The organism is Pseudomonas sp. GOM7, assembly GCF_026723825.1.
Lineage (GTDB): Bacteria > Pseudomonadota > Gammaproteobacteria > Pseudomonadales > Pseudomonadaceae > Aquipseudomonas.
In genome coordinates, this window is record NZ_CP113519.1 from 4,703,799 (window position 1) to 4,723,699 (window position 19,901).

The 19,901-nt window shown below is 64.8% G+C and carries 18 protein-coding genes; 13 read left to right on the top strand and 5 right to left on the bottom strand.

Translation table 11 applies throughout. From position 1 onward, the window contains the following. Positions 1-23: 23 nt before the first annotated feature. Positions 24-1,073: a biotin synthase BioB gene (bioB, locus tag OU800_RS20845; protein WP_268179246.1), complete on the bottom strand. Its 1,050-nt coding sequence runs from the start codon at positions 1,071-1,073 to the stop codon at positions 24-26. A gap of 194 nt (positions 1,074-1,267) precedes the next feature. On the opposite strand from bioB, the gene OU800_RS20850 reads away from it, so the two are divergent. From OU800_RS20850 to OU800_RS20865, 4 genes are all read left to right on the top strand, one after another. Further along, complete coding sequence (locus OU800_RS20850) at positions 1,268-1,561, top strand: hypothetical protein (protein WP_268179247.1); 294 nt, start codon at positions 1,268-1,270, stop codon at positions 1,559-1,561. Positions 1,562-1,603: 42 nt separating this feature from the next. Further along, a complete protein-coding gene (locus tag OU800_RS20855) occupies positions 1,604-2,341 on the top strand; it encodes a ComF family protein (RefSeq protein ID WP_268179248.1) in 738 nt (245 codons plus the stop codon). Positions 2,342-2,396: 55 nt separating this feature from the next. Beyond that, positions 2,397-3,161: a TOBE domain-containing protein gene (locus OU800_RS20860; RefSeq protein ID WP_268179249.1), complete on the top strand. Its 765-nt coding sequence runs from the start codon at positions 2,397-2,399 to the stop codon at positions 3,159-3,161. A gap of 135 nt (positions 3,162-3,296) precedes the next feature. Continuing rightward, positions 3,297-4,271 (top strand): serine/threonine protein kinase, encoded by a 975-nt coding sequence (locus OU800_RS20865; RefSeq protein ID WP_268179251.1) that lies wholly within the window; start codon positions 3,297-3,299, stop codon positions 4,269-4,271. Here OU800_RS20865 and OU800_RS20870 read toward each other — a convergent pair. Then, positions 4,268-4,975: a 3'-5' exonuclease gene (locus OU800_RS20870; protein WP_268179252.1), complete on the bottom strand. Its 708-nt coding sequence runs from the start codon at positions 4,973-4,975 to the stop codon at positions 4,268-4,270. The two genes, OU800_RS20865 and OU800_RS20870, sit on opposite strands and share 4 nt — an antisense overlap. After that, on the bottom strand, positions 4,972-6,903 hold the full coding sequence (locus OU800_RS20875; protein WP_268179253.1) for a putative nucleotidyltransferase substrate binding domain-containing protein: 1,932 nt from the start codon (positions 6,901-6,903) through the stop codon (positions 4,972-4,974). The genes OU800_RS20870 and OU800_RS20875 overlap by 4 nt, the downstream gene beginning before the upstream one ends. Before the next feature lie 208 nt (positions 6,904-7,111). On the opposite strand from OU800_RS20875, the gene OU800_RS20880 reads away from it, so the two are divergent. Then, the gene (locus OU800_RS20880; protein ID WP_268179254.1) at positions 7,112-9,175 is read left to right on the top strand and encodes an LTA synthase family protein; all 2,064 of its coding nucleotides are present in this window, start codon (positions 7,112-7,114) and stop codon (positions 9,173-9,175) included. 951 nt (positions 9,176-10,126) lie between these two features. Here the strand turns inward: OU800_RS20880 and OU800_RS20885 are convergent. After that, positions 10,127-12,304 (bottom strand): malate synthase G, encoded by a 2,178-nt coding sequence (locus OU800_RS20885; RefSeq protein ID WP_268179256.1) that lies wholly within the window; start codon positions 12,302-12,304, stop codon positions 10,127-10,129. A 286-nt stretch (positions 12,305-12,590) separates the two neighbouring features. On the opposite strand from OU800_RS20885, the gene OU800_RS20890 reads away from it, so the two are divergent. The 8 genes from OU800_RS20890 (at position 12,591) to ureC (ending at position 18,233) form a co-directional block, all read left to right on the top strand. Then, entirely contained in the window at positions 12,591-13,058 is a 468-nt protein-coding gene (locus tag OU800_RS20890; RefSeq protein ID WP_268179257.1) for a GNAT family N-acetyltransferase, read from the top strand. 12 nt (positions 13,059-13,070) lie between these two features. Further along, positions 13,071-13,589, top strand: a complete 519-nt coding sequence (locus OU800_RS20895; RefSeq protein ID WP_268179258.1) for a glycine cleavage system protein R — start codon at positions 13,071-13,073, stop codon at positions 13,587-13,589. A gap of 264 nt (positions 13,590-13,853) precedes the next feature. Continuing rightward, entirely contained in the window at positions 13,854-14,690 is an 837-nt protein-coding gene (locus tag OU800_RS20900) for an urease accessory protein UreD (RefSeq protein WP_268179259.1), read from the top strand. 82 nt (positions 14,691-14,772) lie between these two features. Further along, positions 14,773-15,075, top strand: coding sequence for an urease subunit gamma (ureA, locus tag OU800_RS20905; RefSeq protein WP_004425162.1), 303 nt, complete (start codon positions 14,773-14,775; stop codon positions 15,073-15,075). 3 nt (positions 15,076-15,078) lie between these two features. Further along, positions 15,079-15,582 carry a GNAT family N-acetyltransferase gene (locus OU800_RS20910; protein ID WP_268179260.1) on the top strand — a complete coding sequence of 168 codons (504 nt, stop codon included), beginning with the start codon at positions 15,079-15,081 and terminating at the stop codon, positions 15,580-15,582. Between the two features lie 4 nt (positions 15,583-15,586). Beyond that, positions 15,587-16,120, top strand: coding sequence for a GNAT family N-acetyltransferase (locus OU800_RS20915; protein ID WP_268179261.1), 534 nt, complete (start codon positions 15,587-15,589; stop codon positions 16,118-16,120). Then, on the top strand, positions 16,117-16,422 hold the full coding sequence (locus tag OU800_RS20920; RefSeq protein WP_268179262.1) for an urease subunit beta: 306 nt from the start codon (positions 16,117-16,119) through the stop codon (positions 16,420-16,422). The genes OU800_RS20915 and OU800_RS20920 overlap by 4 nt, the downstream gene beginning before the upstream one ends. 110 nt (positions 16,423-16,532) lie before the next feature. Next, the gene (gene ureC, locus OU800_RS20925; RefSeq protein WP_268179263.1) at positions 16,533-18,233 is read left to right on the top strand and encodes an urease subunit alpha; all 1,701 of its coding nucleotides are present in this window, start codon (positions 16,533-16,535) and stop codon (positions 18,231-18,233) included. Between the two features lie 644 nt (positions 18,234-18,877). On the opposite strand, the gene rarD is transcribed toward ureC, so the two are convergent. After that, entirely contained in the window at positions 18,878-19,771 is an 894-nt protein-coding gene (rarD, locus tag OU800_RS20930; RefSeq protein WP_268179264.1) for an EamA family transporter RarD, read from the bottom strand. Positions 19,772-19,901 lie beyond the last annotated feature (130 nt).

Here is a 19,901-nt window from a genome sequence, read left to right on the forward strand (position 1 = left end):
CTTGCGGCTCATGGCGGCCGTCGTCAGACGGCCGAGTAGAACAGCTTGGAGTCGCGCTGCTCGACCAGTGCCTGCTCGATGGCCGCCTGGTGTACCTCATCAGCATGCTCCTCGCGTTCCTCCGGCTTGATGCCAAGACGTTTGAACAGAGCCATGTCCTTATCCGCCTGGGGGTTGCCAGTGGTCAGCAGCTTCTCGCCGTAGAAAATCGAGTTGGCGCCGGCCATGAAAGCCAGGGCCTGCATCTGCTCGTTCATCTGCTCGCGACCGGCGGACAGGCGCACGTGGGACTTCGGCATCATGATGCGTGCCACGGCCAGGGTGCGGATGAAGTCGAAGGGGTCAACGTCCTTCTCCTCGGCCAGCGGCGTGCCCTTGACCTTGACCAGCATGTTGATCGGCACGCTTTCCGGGTGCTCCGGCAGGTTGGCCAACTGGATCAACAGGCCGGCGCGGTCATCCAGCGACTCGCCCATGCCAAGGATGCCGCCGGAGCAGATCTTCATCCCCGCCTCGCGCACGTAGGCCAGAGTCTGCAGGCGCTCGCCATAGGTGCGGGTGGTGATGATGTTGCCGTAGAACTCCGGCGAGGTGTCGAGGTTGTGGTTGTAGTAGTCCAGGCCGGCGTCGGCCAGCGCCTGGGTCTGCTCCTGATCCAGGCGGCCGAGGGTCATGCAGGTTTCCAGGCCGAGCTTCTTCACGCCCTTGACCATCTCCAGCACGTAGGGCATGTCCTTGGCTGACGGATGCTTCCACGCCGCGCCCATGCAGAAGCGCGTGGAGCCGATGGCCTTGGCCTCGGCGGCCGCCTCCAGCACCTTCTGCACCTCCATCAGTTTTTCCTTGTCCAGGCCGGTGTTGTAGTGGCCGGACTGCGGGCAATACTTGCAATCTTCCGGGCAGGCGCCGGTCTTGATCGACAGCAGGGTGGAAACCTGCACGCGGTTGGGGTCGAAGTGCTCACGATGCACGCTCTGCGCCTGGAACAGCAGGTCGTTGAAGGGTTGCTCGAACAGCGCACGCACTTCGGCGAGCGTCCAGTCGTGACGGGTGGGGGTGGCGGTTGCGCTCATCAGCGAAGTCCCTCGACGCTTGCTTGCGTCTGTTGTCGGGCCCATGGGGGGCATTCAGGCTGAGGCCATCATAGAAAGCCTTGGAACGCTGTCAACCACCAAAAAGACACTGGTTTACATATGAGCAAAAAATAGCCACAGAACTTCCCTGATGGCCCAAGGCCCAATGATCAACGCAGAACAGGAAGCACGACATGCAGGTAGAAGGTTTCTTCGAGGGACTGGGCGAGGCGCTCGGCCGGGTCATCCGCTTCGTCGTCGACATGCTCTCCGGCGCGCTGAGCGCCGTGGCCGATGCCATCGACGACTTCCTCCATGGTCTGGCCAACGCCATCGGCATGGACAGTTCGATCTTCAGCATCCTCCTGCTGATCATCGGCCTCTTGTTTCTCTACAACGGCGTGCGCGCCCTGCTCAGGCGCTCCATCATCGGCGGGGTGATCTGGCTGCTGCTGGGGCTGATGGTGATGGGCTGGCTGATTCGCTGATGTGCGACTAGGCTGAGGGCTTCGCCTCAGGGAGGAGCGAGCATGGCCCCGCTGCGACTTTTCCCCCTGCAACGCCCCGCCTGGCTGGCGCCGCGCCGTCATTGCCAGCTCTGCGACGAAACCACCGATCATCCGCGCCATGACATCTGCACGGCCTGCGAGGCCGAGCTGCCCTGGCTTGGCAGCCACTGCCAGATCTGCGCGCTGCCATTGCCCGCTCAGGGCATGATCTGCGGCGCCTGCCAGAAGAAGCCACCCGCCTTCGCCCGTGTCGAGGCGCCCTGGCGCTACGCCTTCCCGGTGGACAACCTGATCACCCGCTTCAAGCATCAGGGGCAATGGCCCTTCGGCCGTCTGCTCGGCGAGCTGCTGGCCGAACACCTGCAGCATGCCTACGACGAGGGCCTGCCACGCCCACAGGCGCTACTGGCCGTGCCCTTGGCGCGCAGACGTGAACGCCAGCGCGGTTTCAACCAGGCGCGCATGCTCGCCGATTGGCTGAGCCGCGCCTTGCAGATTCCCGCGTCCGACGACTGGCTGGTGCGCACGCAGGACACACCCGCCCAGCAGGGCCTGGACGCCGCCACGCGCAAGCGCAACCTGCGCCAGGCCTTCCAGGTGGTCGACGCCGCGAAGATCGCAGGGCAACATCTGGCTCTGGTCGACGATGTGCTGACCACCGGCACCACGGCCAATACCCTCGCCCGCCTGCTGCTGCGCGCAGGTGCCGAGCGCGTGGATGTCTACTGCCTGGCGCGCACGCCGCCACCCGGAGACTGAACGAGCGCCAGCGATTGGGTATGCTTGTCGCCCACGCTTGCCGACTCCATCCGCCATGCCGCAGCTCGACCCTCTCGCGCAGATGCTCAACCGCCGCCCGCAGCGCCTGGCCCTGCTGGAACAGATCGCCAAGCAGGGCTCGATCACCCGCGCCGCCAAGGCCGCCGGGCTGAGCTACAAGGCCGCCTGGGACGCCATCGACGAGCTGAACAACCTGGCCGACCAGCCGCTGGTCAGCCGCAGCGTCGGCGGCAAGGGTGGCGGCGGCGCCAGCCTGACCCCGGCCGGTGCCCGCCTGCTGGCCCTGCACCAACGGCTGCAGGCCTTGCAAGCGCAATTGCTGCAGGCCGCCGAGGACGATGCCGACCTGCAACTGCTGGGGCGTCTGATGCTGCGTACCAGTGCGCGCAACCAACTGGCCGGGCGGGTAAGCGGCATCGAGGCCCAAGGCCACAACCACCTCATCGACATCGAACTGCCTGGCGGCCTGAGCCTGCGCGCGCAGATCACCCGCGGCAGTACCGAGCGCCTGCAACTGGCGATCGGCAGTAGCGTGGTGGCCTTGATCAAGGCCGGCTGGCTGGAGCTGCAGCCTGTCTCGCCAGTTGTCCCGGATGCCGACAATTGCCTGGAGGGGCTGATCGAGCAGGTACTGCCGGCCAGCGACGGCCCCAGCGAAGTGCGCATCGCCCTGGCCAACGGCCAGACCCTCTGCGCCCTGGCCGGGGCCGAGCGCTTGCAGCGCCTGGGGCTGGCGGTCGGCACGGCGGTACGCGCGCAGTTCGCTGCCAGCCAGGTGCTGCTGGGTACGCAGTTGTAGCCCGGATGCAATCCGGGAGTCGCCCCGGATTGCATCCGGGCTACGGGCTGCGCTAGGTGGCGTGAATTTTCCGCGAAGCGAACCCGCGCCCCTGACAAGCCGCTAGACTGTGCAGCCATGCCCAAGGAGCCCGCCATGAGCCATCCCTTCGCCACCCTCACCCCGGATCTGGTGCTCGATGCCGTGGAGAGCCTCGGCTATCTGAGCGATGCCCGCGTGCTGGCACTGAACAGCTACGAAAACCGCGTCTATCAGGTGGGTATCGAAGGGGAAACGCCACTGATCGCCAAGTTCTACCGCCCGGATCGCTGGAGCGATGCGGCCATACGCGAAGAGCATGCCTTCAGCCTGGAGCTGGCCGAGCACGAAGTGCCGGTGGTGGCGCCCCTGGTGCGCGATGGAGAGACGCTGTTCGAGCATGGCGGCTTCCGTTTCGCCCTGTTCCCGCGCCGCGGCGGGCGCGCGCCCGAGCCGGGTAACCTGGATCAGTTGTATCGCCTCGGCCAACTGCTCGGGCGCATGCATGCCATTGGCGCCAGCCGCCCCTTCGTCCATCGCGAAACCCTGGGTGTGGACAACTTCGGTCACGCCGCCCTGGCCTCGCTGCTCGAGGGCAGTTTCGTGCCCAAGAGCCTGCTGCCAGCCTATTCCTCGGTGGCCCGCGACCTGCTGGCGCGCCTCGACCAGCTCTTCACCAGCGTGCGTTACCAGCCCATTCGCCTGCACGGTGACTGCCACCCCGGCAACCTGCTGCACCGCGACGACGCCTTTCACATGGTCGACCTCGACGACTGCCGCATGGGCCCGGCGGTACAGGACTTGTGGATGATGCTGGCAGGCGAGCGCCATGAACGCCTCGGTCAGCTCGCCGAACTGGTGGACGGTTATCAGGAGTTCCACGATTTCGCCGCGCGCGAGCTGCCGCTGATCGAAGGCCTGCGTGCGCTGCGCCTGATGCATCATAGCGCCTGGATCGCCAAGCGCTGGGACGACCCGGCCTTCCCCCTGGCCTTCCCCTGGTTCGCGGGCGAACGTTACTGGGGCGACCAGATCCTCGCCTTGCGCGAGCAGTTGGCAGCGCTGGATGAGGAGCCGCTGCGCCTGTTCTAGAGCGACATGGCGTGCTGTCGGCGCCGCCGGCTGACAAGCTGACGCTCCAGCTCGACGAGGCTGTCGATGCCCTGGCGCCGCGCCTTGCTGAACAGCATCAGGGCCAGTTCGGCGGTGACCAGTGCATCGGCGCTGGCATGGTGACGCTGCTGCACCTGCAAGCCGAAGGCATCGACCCAGGCGTCCAGGCCGCGTAGCTGCGACGCGCTGTCGGGGCACAGCAGCGGGGCGATCTCGGCCACGTCGAAGAAATGATGCTGCAGGCGATAGTCCAGGCTCTGCTTGAGGGCCCGGGCCAGCATGCGCTGATCGAACCCGGCGTGAAATGCCAGCAGCGGGCTGTCGTCGACGAACTCCATGAACTCCAGCAGCGCCTGCGCCGGATCGACGCCACGTGCCACCTCGCTGGGGGCGATACCATGGATCAGGGTACTGACGCTGGCCTGGTGGTTCGGCCGGCACAGGGTGCACTCGAATTGCTCGGCGAAGTCGATGGCGCCGTTGTCGATCACCACCGCGCCGATGGCCAGCACCAGGTCGCGGCGCAGGTTCAGACCGGTGGTTTCCAGATCGAGGACGACGAAGCGCTGCTGGTGCAGCGGGCGCTCGTCCAGCGGCACCGGTAGCGCCAGGGCCTGGCGACGCTCCAGTTGCTGCTGGGTCAGGGCCGGGCCACGGCCACTGAACCAGGTGAACCTGCTCATAGCTGATACCTCATGCTCAGGCTGCTCTGCAGGCGCTGCGCCTGGCGAAAGGACTCGCGCAGGATGCGCCGATCCAGCAGGTTGAGGCTGTCGGGATCGAGACGATTGGAGTAAGGCAGCTCGTCGCGCGCCTGCAACTGATGCTGCTGCATGCGCGTCTGCTGGATGAAATGATAGGCCTCCTCGAAGGCCGCGCCATCTTGCGCATCGATCACCCCGCGGCTGACCAGCACGCGCAGACGCTCCAGCGTACCGACGGCGCCGATGCCATTGGCCAGCGCCAGCAAGCGCGCACCGTCGACGAAGGGTGTCAGGCCCTGCACCTTGAGGTCGAGGGTGTCCTTGTCGGCCCCCGAGCGGGCCACCACGAAGTCGCGGAAGCGCCCCACCGGCGGGCGCTGGCGCAAGGCGTTCTCGGCCAGCATGCGCTGGAACAGACTGTTGCCGGCGACCCGCTCGAGCAGCTCGCTGCGCAGTTGCTCGCAGCCCTCGGCCGGCCCCCAGACGCTGCGCAGGTCGAAGTAGATCGACGACCGCAAAAGGTTTTCCGGCGTGGCCTCGCTGACGAAGCGGGCGAAGCGCCGCGACCATTCCTGGCGCGACAGGCACAGCTCGGGATTGCCGGCCATGATGTTGCCCTTGCACAGGGTGAAACCGCACTGCGCCAGACGCTGGTTGATCTCGGCAGCCAGCGGCAGCAGGCGCCCACGGATGGTGGCAGCTTCGGCAGCATCGGCGGCCTCGAAGAGAATGCCGTTGTCCTGGTCGGTATGCAGGGTCTGTTCGCGGCGACCTTCGCTGCCGAAGCACAGCCAGGTGAAGGGCACGCCGGGGTCGCCCAATTCCTCGAGGGTCAGCTCGATCACCCGGCATACGGTGTGGTCGTTGAGCAGGGTGACGATATGGGTGATCTGCGTCGAGCTGGCGCCGTGGGCGAGCATGCGATCGACCAGCAGGCGGATATCGCTGCGCAGTCCGGCCAGGGTCTCCAGCCTGCCGGCATGGCGGATGGTACGCGCCAGATGTACCAGATCGACCCGCTGCAGACTGAACAGATCACGCTCGGAGATCACCCCGCAGAGTTGCCCGTTCTCCACCAGGCAGACGTGGGCGATATGCCGTTCGGTCATGGCGATGGCGGCATCGAAGGCGCTGGCATCGGGCGGCAGATGGAAAGGCTCGGTGGTCATCAGCGCGCTGATCGGCTGTGCCAGGTCGACGCCATCGGCCACCACCCGACGCAGGTCACGCAGGGTGAAGATGCCTTGCGGGCGACGCTGCGGGTCGAGCACCACGATGCTGCCGACATGCTGCTCGTGCATCAACCGTACGGCGTCGCGCAGCGAGGTGTCCGGGGCGCAGCCGATGGGTTGGCGCATGGCCAGTTCGCCCAGGCGGGTGTCCAGCGAGTATTGCGCGCCGAGGGTTTCCACGGCGCGCAACTGCACCTGCTGGTTGACCTGATCGAGCAGGCTGCTGACGCCGCGCAGGGCGAAGTCGCGCAGCGGGTTGGAAATGGCGAACAGCTTGACGAAGGCGTGCTTGGCCAGCAGCAGGCAGAAGGTGTCTTCGGCGGCCAGGTGCTCGGTACGGGTGGCCCGCTCGCCGATCAGCGCGGCCAGCGGAAAGCACTCGCCGGCGGTGATCTCGAAGGTGGTCTCGGTGCCGCGCCGCGCCGAGTGCGGGCGCTCGCCATGCACCCGCCCCTGCTTGACGATGTAGAAGTGCTCGACCGGGCCATCGCTGGGCTTGATGATCGAATCGCCCTCGGCATAGAAGCGTAGCTGGCAATGCTCGACCAGATACGCCAGGTGGGCGGTGTCCATCTGGTTGAAGGGGGGAAATTTCTGCAGGAACTCCATGGTGCCATGGATGTTCTGCAGCACCGCCGTTCTGCCCGCCTGGGCGAGCGTGTCCGCTTTGCTCATGGCGCGGTCTCATGATCTTGTTTGCCTGCATTGTGCCCGTTGTTCGGCCAAATGCCCATTGCACCTAAGTCGCAGCGCTCATCAAAGCGATGGAGTTGAATTATTTTGACGAAATTTTGACGTGCATTGCATCACACTGCGACTCTGGCGCCTCGCTCCTGCGCAGCGCGCCGGACGCAGATCTCATATCTCAGACCAAGGCCATTTCATGCAGTCACCCGCATCCACCGCCCACCCGACGGTGCAGGTCAGTATTGGCAGTCACCTGGCATTCATACTCGGCAGCGCGCTGTGCATGCTGCTGCTCTTCGCCCTGGCCCGTGCCGGCCTGCTGGCCTACAACCACGCGATGATCGGGCAGACGCCGCTGGCCAGCTTCGGCGAGGCCTTCTTCAATGGCGCTCGCTTCGACCTACGCCTGATCGTCTACCTGTGCATTCCGCTGACCCTGTCGCTGTTCAGCCTGCGGGCCATGGCCGCGCGTCGCCTGCACGTTGCCTGGCTGACCGTCGCCACCAGTCTGTGCCTGCTGCTGGCGGTGGCGGAGCTGAACTTCTATCGCGAATTCCACCAGCGCCTGAATAGCCTGGTGTTCCAGTACATGCAGGAAGACCTCGGCACGGTGTCGAGCATGATCTGGCACGGCTTTCCGGTGCTGCGCCTGCTGCTGGGCTGGGCACTGGCCACTGTGCTGCTGGCCTGGTTGTTTCGGCGCATCGAGCAGGCAACTCGCGCCTCGGCTGAGTCGCTCGCGTCGCGCTGGTCGACGCGTATTGCAGTGTTCTTGGTGCTTCTGCTGGTCTGCGTGGCGACCGCGCGTGGCACCCTGCGTTCCGGTCCGCCGCTGCGCTGGGGCGATGCCTATACCACCGAATCGATGTTCGCCAACCACCTCGGCCTCAACGGCACGCTGACCCTGGTGAGCGCCGCCAGCTACTTCTTCTCCGATCAGGGCGACAACCGCTGGAAGGCGACGCTGCCTGAAGCCGAGGCGCTGCAGACGACGCGCAAGTTGCTGCTGACGCCGAACGACCGCCTGATCGATGCCGACCAGGCGGCGATCCGCCGTATCACCACGCCACCTGCCGCCGGGCGCCTGCCGCAGGTGCGCAACGTGGTGGTGATCCTCATGGAGAGCATGGCCGGCCGCTACATCGGCGCCATGGGCAATGCCGACGGCATCACGCCGAACTTCGACGCCCTGGCCAAGGAGGGCTTGCTGTTCCAGCATTTTTTCTCCAACGGCACCCATACCCACCAGGGCATGTTCGCCACCATGGCCTGCTTCCCCAACCTGCCGGGGTTCGAGTACCTGATGCGCATGCCCGAAGGTGGCCACCAGTTCTCCGGGCTGCCGCAGCAGCTCAGCGTGCGTGGCTATGACGACGTCTACGTCTACAACGGCAGCTTCTCCTGGGACAACCAGTCGGGTTTCTTCGGCAACCAGGGCATGCGCAACTTCGTCGGCCGTGAGGACTTCGTCGATCCGGTGTTCATCGACCCGACCTGGGGCGTATCCGATCAGGACATGTTCGACCGTGCTACCACCGAGCTGGCCAGCCTGGACAAGCAGGGCAAGCCGTTCTACGCGCTGCTGCAAACCCTGTCCAACCACACGCCTTACGCCCTGCCGGAGAACCTGCCGGTCGAGCGCGTCACCGGCCATGGCTCGCTGGACGAGCACCTGACCGCCATGCGTTACGCCGACTGGGCGCTCGGCCAATTCTTCGCCAAGGCGCGCCAGGAGCCGTACTTCAAGGACACCCTGTTCGTGATCCTGGGCGATCACGGTTTTGGCAACGACGAGCAGATCACCGAGATGGATCTGTCACGTTTCAGCGTCCCGCTGCTGATGATCGGCCCTGACGTGCAGGAAACCTTTGGTAGCAGCCGTGATGTCGTTGGCAGCCAGATCGACGTGGTGCCCACCATCATGGGCCGCCTGGGCGAGCCGACGCAGCAGCAATGCTGGGGACGTGACCTGCTGAGCCTTCCTGAAGGCGATGCTGGCGTGGCGGTGATCAAGCCTTCAGGTAGTGACCCGACCGTGGCACTGGTCAGTGGCGAGCACATCCTGGTCAAGCCGCGTGATCGCGACGCGCAACTGTATCGTTACTGGCTGGGGCGTGAGGCCGGTGGCAAGGTGGTCGATGAGCCGCAACTGCGCAGTGAGCTGGAGCACAAGCTCTCGGCGTTCGAGCAGACGGCTACCGACAGCCTGATCAACAACACCACGGGGGCTCACCCGAAGCAGGTGCCGGGCAACCGGTGAGGGCTGGTTTTGGGTATCAGGGAGGTTCTGCGGAGTCTCTCTGATACTAGATTGGCGAGTTTGTGTTTTGGCTTGCCTTGGTGTACTTGCCGCCGCTCCGGTGTTTTCAGGTATTACGGGTTTCGCCCCTCGGCGACTGACTTTTCTTTGAAATGCGCAAAGAAAAGTAAGCAAAAGAAACGCACCCCCGCCATCCGGGTCTCGCTGCGCTCGACTCCCCTCACTCCGGCACCGCTCCGGGGTCGGCTTGCAAGGGCCATCCATGGCCCTTCAAGCCTCTCGCGGCATCCATGCCGCTCGCCCCCTGCGCAATGCCTACGTTCGGCCTCCTGAAGGGGGACTTTCGCGCGCCTGAAACTATCGGTTTGACTCGATGGCCACAGCGGCTCGCTGTAGCTCTTGCCAGAGCACTCCAGCTACATCTGAGTTACCACACGTTCAGGCGCGTGCAGAGCCCGCCCAGGAGGGCGAACGGAATCGTCGTGGAAGAGGTTGAGCGGCATGGATGCCGCGACGACTGCATGGATGCAGGAGGTAGAGCGACGCAGGATGCCAAAGCCGAGAGCCGCGATGGGCCATGGATGGCCCATCGCGGCGGGCCTCTGGAGCGGCGATGGAGTGAGCGAACCCTGGCGCAGCAGGGCGGGGGCGCCTAGCTCGGATGATCGGGCGGAGGGTTTTGGTTACTTTTGCCCGTCAAAAGTGACTCGCCTGGGAAGGCGAAACCCAAGACATCAACAAAAACGCGGCAATTCGGAACAAACACCTAAAACACCAACACAGTATTGCCGGTTCGGTATCAAAAAATCAGGCGTAGGACTGATCGGAACGCCGCCCGCCCGTAGCGCCAGCGAACAGTCCGCCGAACCATACCAACGCCGGCACCACCACTCGCAATGATCCACCGCCCATAAAAAAACCGCCTCATCGAGGCGGTTTTTTGTTGGCGTCTTACAGCCCGTTCTTGGCCTTGAACTCACGACGACGACGATGCAGCACCGGCTCGGTGTAACCGTTGGGCTGCTTGGTGCCTTCGAGCACCAGCTCCAGCGCGGCCTGGAAGGCGACGTTGTTGTCGAAGTCCGGCGCCATCGGGCGGTACAGCGGATCACCTGCGTTCTGCCGGTCGACCACCGGTGCCATGCGCTTGAGGCTTTCCACCACCTGCGCCTCGGTGACGATGCCGTGGCGCAGCCAGTTGGCCAGCAACTGGCTGGAAATACGCAGGGTGGCGCGGTCTTCCATCAGGCCGACATCGTTGATGTCCGGCACCTTGGAGCAGCCCACGCCCTGGTCGATCCAGCGCACCACGTAACCGAGGATGCCCTGAGCGTTGTTGTCCAGCTCGTTGCGGATCTCGTCCTGGCTCCAGTTGGTGTCCTTGGCCAGCGGGATGGTCAGGATGTCGTCCACGGAAGCCGGGGTGCGCTTGGCCAGTTCGGCCTGACGGGCGAACACGTCGACCTTGTGGTAATGCAGCGCATGCAGGGTGGCGGCGGTCGGCGACGGCACCCAGGCGGTGTTGGCACCGGACAGCGGGTGGGCGATCTTCTGCTCGAGCATGGCGGCCATCAGGTCGGGCATGGCCCACATGCCCTTGCCAATCTGCGCGCGGCCCTGCAGGCCGGTGGCCAGGCCGACGTCGACGTTGTTGTTCTCGTAGGCACCGATCCAGGTTTCACTCTTCATGGCCGCCTTGCGCACCACGGCGCCGGCTTCCATGGAGGTGTGGATCTCGTCACCGGTGCGGTCGAGGAAGCCGGTGTTGATGAATACCACGCGCTCGGCGGCGGCCTTGATGCAGGCCTTGAGGTTGACCGTGGTGCGGCGCTCCTCGTCCATGATGCCGACCTTCAGGGTATTGCGCGGCAGGCCCAGCACGTCTTCGACGCGGGCGAAGACCTCGCTGGCGAAGGCGACTTCTTCCGGGCCGTGCATCTTCGGCTTGACGATGTAGACGCTGCCGGTCCGGGTGTTCTTGCGCGTGGTGTTGCCATTGAGGTTGTGAATGGCGATCAGACTGGTGAACAGGGCGTCCTGAATGCCTTCCGGGATCTCGTTGCCCTCGGCGTCGAGGATGGCCGGGTTGGTCATCAGGTGGCCGACGTTACGCACGAACAGCAGGGAGCGGCCGTGCAGGGTCAGCTCGGAGCCGTCCGGGCGGGTGTAGACGCGATCCGGGTTCATGGTACGGGTGAAGGTGGTGCCATCCTTGGACACTTCCTCGGCCAGGTCGCCCTTCATCAGGCCCAGCCAGTTGCGGTAGACCACCACCTTGTCGTCGGCATCGACGGCGGCCACGGAGTCTTCGCAGTCCATGATGGTGGTCAGCGCGGCTTCCATCAGCACGTCTTTCACGCCGGCGGCGTCGGTGCTGCCGATGGGGCTGTTCGGGTCGATCTGGATCTCGAAGTGCAGGCCGTTGTGCTTGAGCAGCACGGCGATCGGCGCGCTGGCCTCGCCCTGGAAGCCGACCAGTTGCGCGTCGTCACGCAGGCCGCTGTTGCTGCCGCCCTTGAGGGCGACGATGAGCTTGCCGCCTTCGATGCGATAGCCGGTGGAGTCAGCGTGCGAGCCCGCAGCCAGCGGCGCGGCCTCATCGAGGAAGGCGCGGGCAAAGGCGATGACCTTGTCGCCGCGTACCTTGTTGTAGCCCTTGCCCTTCTCGGCGCCACCTTCTTCGCTGATCACGTCGGTGCCGTACAGGGCATCGTACAGCGAGCCCCAGCGGGCATTGGAGGCGTTCAGGGCGAAGCGTGCGTTCATCACCGGCACCACCAGTTGCGGGCCGGCCAGGCGGGCGATTTCTTCGTCGACATTGGTGGTAGCGGCCTGGAAGTCGGCCGGCTCCGGCAGCAGGTAGCCGATTTCCTGCAGGAAGGCCTTGTAGGCAGCGGCGTCATGGGCCTGGCCCTTGCGCGCCTGGTGCCAGGCGTCGATCTGCGCCTGCAGCTCGTCGCGTTTGTCCAGCAGAGCGCGGTTCTTCGGTGCCAGCTCGCCGATCACCGCGGCGGCACCGGCCCAGAACTTGTCGGCAGCGAGGCCGGTGCCAGGAATGGCTTCGTTGTTCACGAAGTCGTACAGGGCTTTGGCGACCTGCAGGCCACCGACTTGAACGCGTTCAGTCATCACTTGCCTCACTCTCTAGAGCTTTACGATAGCCGCATCGGAGACGGTCTGGCCGTCTTGTAGTCCTTGGCGCGGCATACTACATCAAGATTTCTGGAAAATGCACCGGAAGGGCGTCAGTCCGCGACCAAAGTTCTAATTTCAGTCACATGCAAAATCCTGAAGCCAGCAGTCCAAGGCATTGCAGCATACAAACCTGTTTTTTGTATACAAGATTACTGACTATTGAGAACAATGCCCTGAGCGCCTGCCCGCCTATACTGCAACGACCCCGTTGGAGAATGCCATGCTCGTTACCGCCGCGACCCCATCCGACCTGAGCGACCTCGTCCCGTTGTTCGCGGCCTACCTGCGCTTCTATGAGGTGCCACGCGGCGCTGAGGACATCCATGCCTTCCTCGGTGCACGGCTGGCTCAGGGCGATGCGCAATTGTTGATCGCCCGCGATGAGGGCGGTCGAGCGCAAGGCTTCGTCCAGCTCTACCCCTTCCACTCGTCCCTGGCACTGCGCCCGGCCTGGCTGCTCAGCGATCTGTACGTCGAGGAGCACGCGCGCCGTGCCGGTGTTGGCGAAGCGCTGATGAATGCTGCTCGTGCCCATGCCGAAGCGCATGGCGCCTGTGGCCTGCAACTGGAAACGGCCAAGACCAACCTTGCCGGGCAGCGCCTGTACGAGCGCCTGGGTTACATTCGGGACGAGCAGTTCTTCACCTACTGGCTGGCGCTTGGCGATCAGTCCACTGGAACTCAATGAGAGAGGCTGTACATGGATCATCTGGTATTGACAGTGATTGCCGAAGATCAACCGGGCCTGGTCGAGCGCCTGTCCGGCTGCGTCGCCGCCCACGGCGGCAACTGGCTGGAAAGCCGCATGGCACGCATGGCCGGGCAGTTCGCCGGGATCGTGCGGGTGGAACTGCCGGCCGAGGCACATGGCGGCCTGATCAAGGATCTAGAAGCGTTGAGCGCACAGGGCATCCGTGTGCAACTGGCGGCCAGCGGCAGCGAGCCGGGTGGGCGTTTCAGCTCGATCCGCCTGGAGCTGGTGGGCAATGACCGCCCCGGCATCGTGCGCGACATCACCCGCGTGCTGGCCGAACAGGGGGTCAACCTGGAAAGCCTGCTCACCGAGGTCGCCCCGGCGCCGATGAGCGGCGAGTTGCTGTTCACCGCCGAAGCTCTGCTGGCGGTGCCCGAAACCTTGCCACTGGAGCAGTTGCAGGCGCGCCTGGAAACCCTGGCCGACGATCTGATGGTGGAGCTGAACCTGCGCCAGGAGGAATGAAGCCAGGGCGGATGCAGCGCCCAGCTATCCACGGCTTGCGTGGATCAACCTGTGGATAAGCTGGGGAGCCTCGACGCCCTGACTAGTGCGCCGGGGCTTTCCGCTGAGCGAACAAAAAGCGAGCAGTATCAATGACTTGCACTGGCTCACTGGGGCAGGTGCAACACCACCTGCCCGGCACGTGCCTTCCACGCACCGATTTGGTTCAGGGCACGCCTCTTGCTTGCCCACTCGGTCAACTACCCGTGGAATCCCTGCCCTGCCATGAATCTGCCTGCCACCCTGTTCACGCCGAGCTGGCCCGCCGAGCTGGAGCTGGCCTACGCGCGGCATGGCGAACGCACCACTCCAGTGCATAGGCGTCATCTCGGCCCTCTTAGGGTGCAGAAGCATCTGTATGCCGAAGGGCCACAGGTCTGCCAGCACATCATCGTCCACCCGCCTGGCGGCATCGCCGGGGGTGACCGCCTGGACATCTCGGCCCATGCCGGCGAAGGCACCTGGGTACAGCTCACCAGCCCTGGCGCGGCCAAGTGGTACCGCGCTGCCGGTATCGCCCGGCAGGATCTGCGCCTGCACGTCGAAGCCGGCGCCACGCTGGAATGGCTGCCGCAGGAAACCATCATTTACGCCGGCGCCCAGGCCGAGCTGCACACGCAGATCGAGCTGCGCGGCGACGCCCGCCTGCTGTACTGGGACATCATCGCCCTCGGTCGCCCCGCTGCCGACGAGCGCTTCACCAGCGGCCACTTCCAGGCCGCGCTGGATATCCGCCGCGACGGCAAGCTGCTGTGGCACGAACGCCAGCGCGTGAGCGGCGGCGACGGCCTGCTGGATTCGCCCATCGGCCTCGACGGCCAGCCGGTGTTCGCCACCCTGCTGGTCAGCGGTGAGGTGGACAGCGACCTGCAGGAACGCTGCCGCGAGCTGAAGATCGACGGTGTGCGCGGCGATCTCAGCCAGCTCTCGGGCCTGCTGGTGGCCCGTTGCCTGGCCAGTGAAGCGCTCAAGGCGCGTGCCTGGCTGATCGCCCTGTGGCGCCTGCTGCGCCCGGCGCTGCTGGGGCGCGAGGCGGTACCACCGCGAATCTGGAGCACATGACGGCGAACGTAAAAAGCGACATCCGCCCTACCCCACGACGCATTCCGGCGATGCCAGGCATACGCCCCAATGGAGTAACACGATGGATCTGAGTCCACGCGAGAAAGACAAGCTGCTGATCTTCACCGCTGGCCTGGTGGCCGAGCGCCGCCTGGCCCGTGGCGTGAAGCTGAACTACCCGGAGGCCATGGCCTATATCTCCGCTGCCCTGCTCGAAGGCGCCCGCGACGGCCAGACAGTGGCCGAGCTGATGCACTTCGGCACCACCCTGCTAGCCCGCGATCAGGTGATGGAGGGCGTACCGGAGATGATCCCGGAAATCCAGATCGAGGCCACCTTCCCCGACGGCACCAAGCTGGTGACCGTCCACCAACCGATCGCCTAAGCCATGAACCACGCCATAGCCGACGCCTGCGAAGCCGATCTGCCCGGCATCCTGGCCATCTACAACGACGCGGTGGAATTCACCACGGCGATCTGGAACGAAACCCTGGTGGATCTGGCCAACCGCCGCGCCTGGCTGGCCGAGCGCACGGCAGCGGGCTTCCCCGTGCTGGTGGCGCGCGATGCAGCCGGCGAGGTGCTCGGCTATGCCAGCTATGGCGCCTGGCGCCCGCACGACGGCTATAAACACACCGTCGAGCACTCGGTCTACGTGCGTGCCGACCAGCGCGGAAAAGGCCTGGGGCCGGTGCTGATGCAGGCGCTGATCGAACGGGCCAGAGCGGCCAAGCTGCATGTCATGGTGGGGGCCATCGAATCGGAAAATACCGCCTCGATCCGCCTGCACCAGCGCCTCGGTTTCGTCACCAGCGGGCAGATGCCCCAGGTCGGCCGCAAATTCGACCGTTGGCTGGATCTGACCTTTATGCAACTGATCCTCGGTGAGTGACCCCATGGACGTGACACCGCACATGCTCACCTCCGACGACTTCGCCGCTTACCGCCAGGGCCTGATCGCCCTGCTGCTCGATGCGGTCGAGCACGGTGCTTCGGTGGGGTTTCTCGCCGACCTCGACGCCCAGGGCGCCCATGCCTATTTCGCTCAGGTAGAGGCGGCGCTACTGGAGGGTTCACTGCTGCTCTGGATCGCACACGAACGCGGCGAGGTATTGGGCAGTGTGCAACTCAGCCTGTGCCAGAAGCCCAATGGCCTGAACCGCGCGGAAATCCAGAAGCTGCTGGTGCTGAGCGAGGCGCGCCGACGCGGTATCGCCCGCCTGTTGATGCAGGCCGTCGAACAGGAAGCGGCGAGCCGCAAGCGTGGCCTGCTGTACCTCGACACCGAAGCTGGCAGCGACGCGGAACAGCTCTATCGCCACCTTGGCTACCAGTGCATCGGTGGCCTACCCGACTACGCCTGCGGCCCGGACGGTATCTATCGGGCCAATGCCATCTACTACAAGACGCTTGCGAGGCCTGAACCATGATTCCTGGCGAATACCAGATTGCCGACGGCGAGATAGAACTCAATGCCGGTCGCCGCACCCTGACCCTCTCCGTGGCCAACAGCGGCGACCGGCCGATCCAGGTCGGCTCGCACTACCACTTCTTCGAGACCAACGACGCCCTGCTGTTCGACCGCGCCGCCGCGCGCGGCATGCGCCTGAACATCCCGGCCGGCACCGCCGTGCGCTTCGAGCCTGGGCAGAGCCGCGAGGTGGAACTGGTGGAACTGGCCGGCGCGCGCCGCGTGTTCGGCTTCGCCGGCCGGGTGATGGGGGCGCTTTAAGCGCAGCCACAAGCTACAAGCCTCAAGCTGCAAGCAAGAGCAGCTCGGCTTTCGTTTTTACTTGCGGCTTGCAGCTTGTAGCTTGCAGCCCGATTTCCGAGGATCGAGGAATGAAGATTTCCCGCCAAGCCTACGCCGACATGTTCGGCCCCACCGTCGGCGACAAGGTGCGCCTGGCCGATACCGACCTGTGGATCGAAGTGGAAAAAGACTTCACCACCTATGGTGAGGAAGTGAAATTCGGTGGCGGCAAGGTGATCCGCGACGGCATGGGCCAGGGCCAGCTCTGCGCCGCCGACGTGGTCGACACCCTGATCACCAATGCGCTGATCATCGACCACTGGGGCATCGTCAAGGCCGACGTCGGTCTCAAGGACGGGCGCATCGCTGCTATCGGCAAGGCCGGCAACCCTGATATCCAACCCGATGTGACCATCGCCATCGGCGCCGGCACCGAGGTGATCGCCGGCGAGGGCATGATCCTCACCGCTGGCGGCATCGACACCCATATCCACTTCATCTGCCCGCAGCAGATCGAAGAGGCGCTGATGAGCGGGGTGACCACCATGATCGGTGGCGGAACCGGGCCAGCCACCGGTACCAACGCCACCACCTGCACCTCCGGGCCCTGGCACATGGCGCGCATGCTCCAGGCCGCCGACGCCTTCCCGATGAACCTGGGTTTTACCGGCAAGGGCAATGCCTCGCTGCCCGAGCCCTTGATCGAGCAGGTCAAGGCCGGCGCCATCGGCCTCAAGCTGCACGAGGACTGGGGCACTACTCCGGCCGCCATCGACAATTGCCTGAGCGTGGCGGATCAGTACGACGTGCAGGTGGCGATCCACACCGACACGCTGAACGAATCCGGCTTCGTCGAAACCACCCTCGGCGCCTTCAAGGGCCGCACCATCCACACCTACCACACCGAGGGTGCTGGCGGCGGCCACGCGCCGGACATCATCAAGGCGTGTGGGTTCTCGAATGTGCTGCCCAGCTCGACCAACCCGACCCGGCCCTTCACCAAGAACACCATCGACGAGCACCTGGACATGCTCATGGTCTGCCACCACCTCGACCCGAGCATCGCCGAGGACGTGGCCTTCGCCGAGAGCCGTATCCGCCGCGAAACCATCGCCGCCGAAGACATCCTCCACGACCTCGGCGCCTTCTCCATGATCAGCTCCGACAGCCAGGCCATGGGCCGTGTCGGCGAGGTGATCACCCGCACCTGGCAGACCGCCGACAAGATGAAGAAGCAGCGCGGCGCCCTGCCCGAGGACGCACCGGGCAACGACAACTTCCGAGTCAAACGCTATATCGCCAAATACAGCATCAACCCCGCCATCACCCATGGCATCAGCCACGAGGTGGGCTCGATCGAAGTGGGCAAGTGGGCCGATCTGGTGTTGTGGCGCCCGGCTTTCTTCGGCGTCAAGCCGACGCTGATCCTCAAGGGCGGAGCGATTGCCGCCAGCCTGATGGGCGACGCCAACGCCTCGATCCCGACGCCGCAGCCGGTGCACTACCGGCCGATGTTCGCCAGCTACGCTGGCAGCCGCCATGCCACCAGCATCACCTTCATCAGCCAGGCGGCGTTCGATGCCGGCGTGCCCGAGCAGCTCGGCCTGCAGAAGAGGATCGGCGTGGTCAAGGGCTGCCGCGAGGTACAGAAGACCGACCTGATCCATAACGGCTACCTGCCGAATATCGAGGTGGATGCGCAGAACTATCAGGTCAAGGCCGATGGCCAGTTGCTCTGGTGCGAACCGGCCGAGGTGCTGCCGATGGCGCAGCGGTATTTCCTGTTCTGATCATGCTGGCTCGCCTACCGGGCAGGCGAGCCGGGGGTTTCGCATCTTATTGGTTGGCACCGGACTGGTGAGTTTGTGTGTTGGCTCGTTGAGTGTTTTGGACGCCGCCTCGGTGTTTTCAGAGACTCCGGGTTTCGCCCCCTCGGGCCCTGAACGAGTGGGCATTCCATAGGTTGCTCAGCGTGTTCTAGTGCCTGTGAAATCGCATATGGGTCGTCGAGTTAAACCAAAACTTTCATTCGTGCGGTTGCTCTTCGGTCAGCCCCTAGGCTGACCTTATATTCAAGCAGACAGAGTCCCAAAGAGTTACCGGAGGTTCAGGCGCGTGCAGAGCCCGCCCAGGAGGGCGAACGGAATCGTCGTGGAAGAGGTTGAGCGGCATGGATGCCGCGAAAGCCGCGATGGGCCAGGGATGGCCCACCGCGGCGGGCCTCTGGAGCGACGATGGAGTGAGCGAACCCTGGCGCAGCCAGGGCCGGATGACCGGGCGGAGGGTTTTGGTTACTTTTGCCCTACAAAAGTGACTCGCCCGGGAGGGCGAAACCAAAAACATCAGCAAAAATGCGGCAATTCGGAACAAGCCCCCCATAAAAACGACAACCGTATTGCCAATCCGGTCTAAAACCACCAAGCCCCCCAGCAATTCACACCACCACACGTCGGCGCGAATTAATCCAGATATCCAGGCTATAGACCACCAACCCCGCCCAGATGCAGGCGAACGCCATCAGCCTGGCCGGATCGAGGCGCTCGCCGAACAGCAGCACCGCCTGCAACATCACCAGGGTCGGGGCGATGTACTGCAGAAAGCCCAGGGTGGTGTACGGCAGATGCCGCGCGGCGGCGTTGAAGCACACCAACGGGATCAGGGTGATGGGGCCGGCCAGGGCCAGCAGCAGCACCTCGCCGCTGCTCCAGAAGCCGGCCTGGCCACTCATCGCCGCCGGGTGCAGGGCCAGCCAGATCAGCGCCACCGGCAGCAGCAGCCAGGTTTCCACCACCAATCCAGGCAAGGCCGCCACCGGCGCCTGCTTGCGAATCAGCCCGTAGAAGCCGAAGGTCAGCGCCAGCGCCAGCGACACCCAGGGCAGGCTGCCCACCTGCCATACCTGCTGCAGCACGCCCAGCGCCGCCAACCCCACGGCCAACCACTGCAGACGACGCAGACGCTCGCCGAGGATGAGCAAGCCAAGCAGCACGTTGACCAGCGGGTTGATGTAGTAGCCCAGGCTGGCTTCGAGCATGCGGTCGTTGTTCACCGCCCAGACGTAGATCAGCCAGTTGCTGGCGATCAGCAGGCCGCACCCGGCCAGCACCAGCAGGCGTCTGGGGTGCTCACGCAGTTCGCGCCACCAGCCTGGATGCTTCCATACGGCCAGCAACAGCGCACCGAACAACGCCGACCAGAGTGCGCGGTGAACGATGATCTCCAATGCCGGAACGGCCTGCAGGGCCTTGAAGTAGAGGGGGAACATGCCCCAGATGATGTAGGCGGTCAGGCCCAGCAGATACCCGCGCTGCGGGTTGACGGTGGTCATCACGGATCCTTGCAACGAATGACGAGCGCCGAATTCTAGTCTGCAAAGGCCGTGGCTGTCTGGTCATCTGGCACGAGCGTGCGTCGCTGCCAACATGAAAAAGGGCAATCCGAGGATTGCCCTTTTGCTG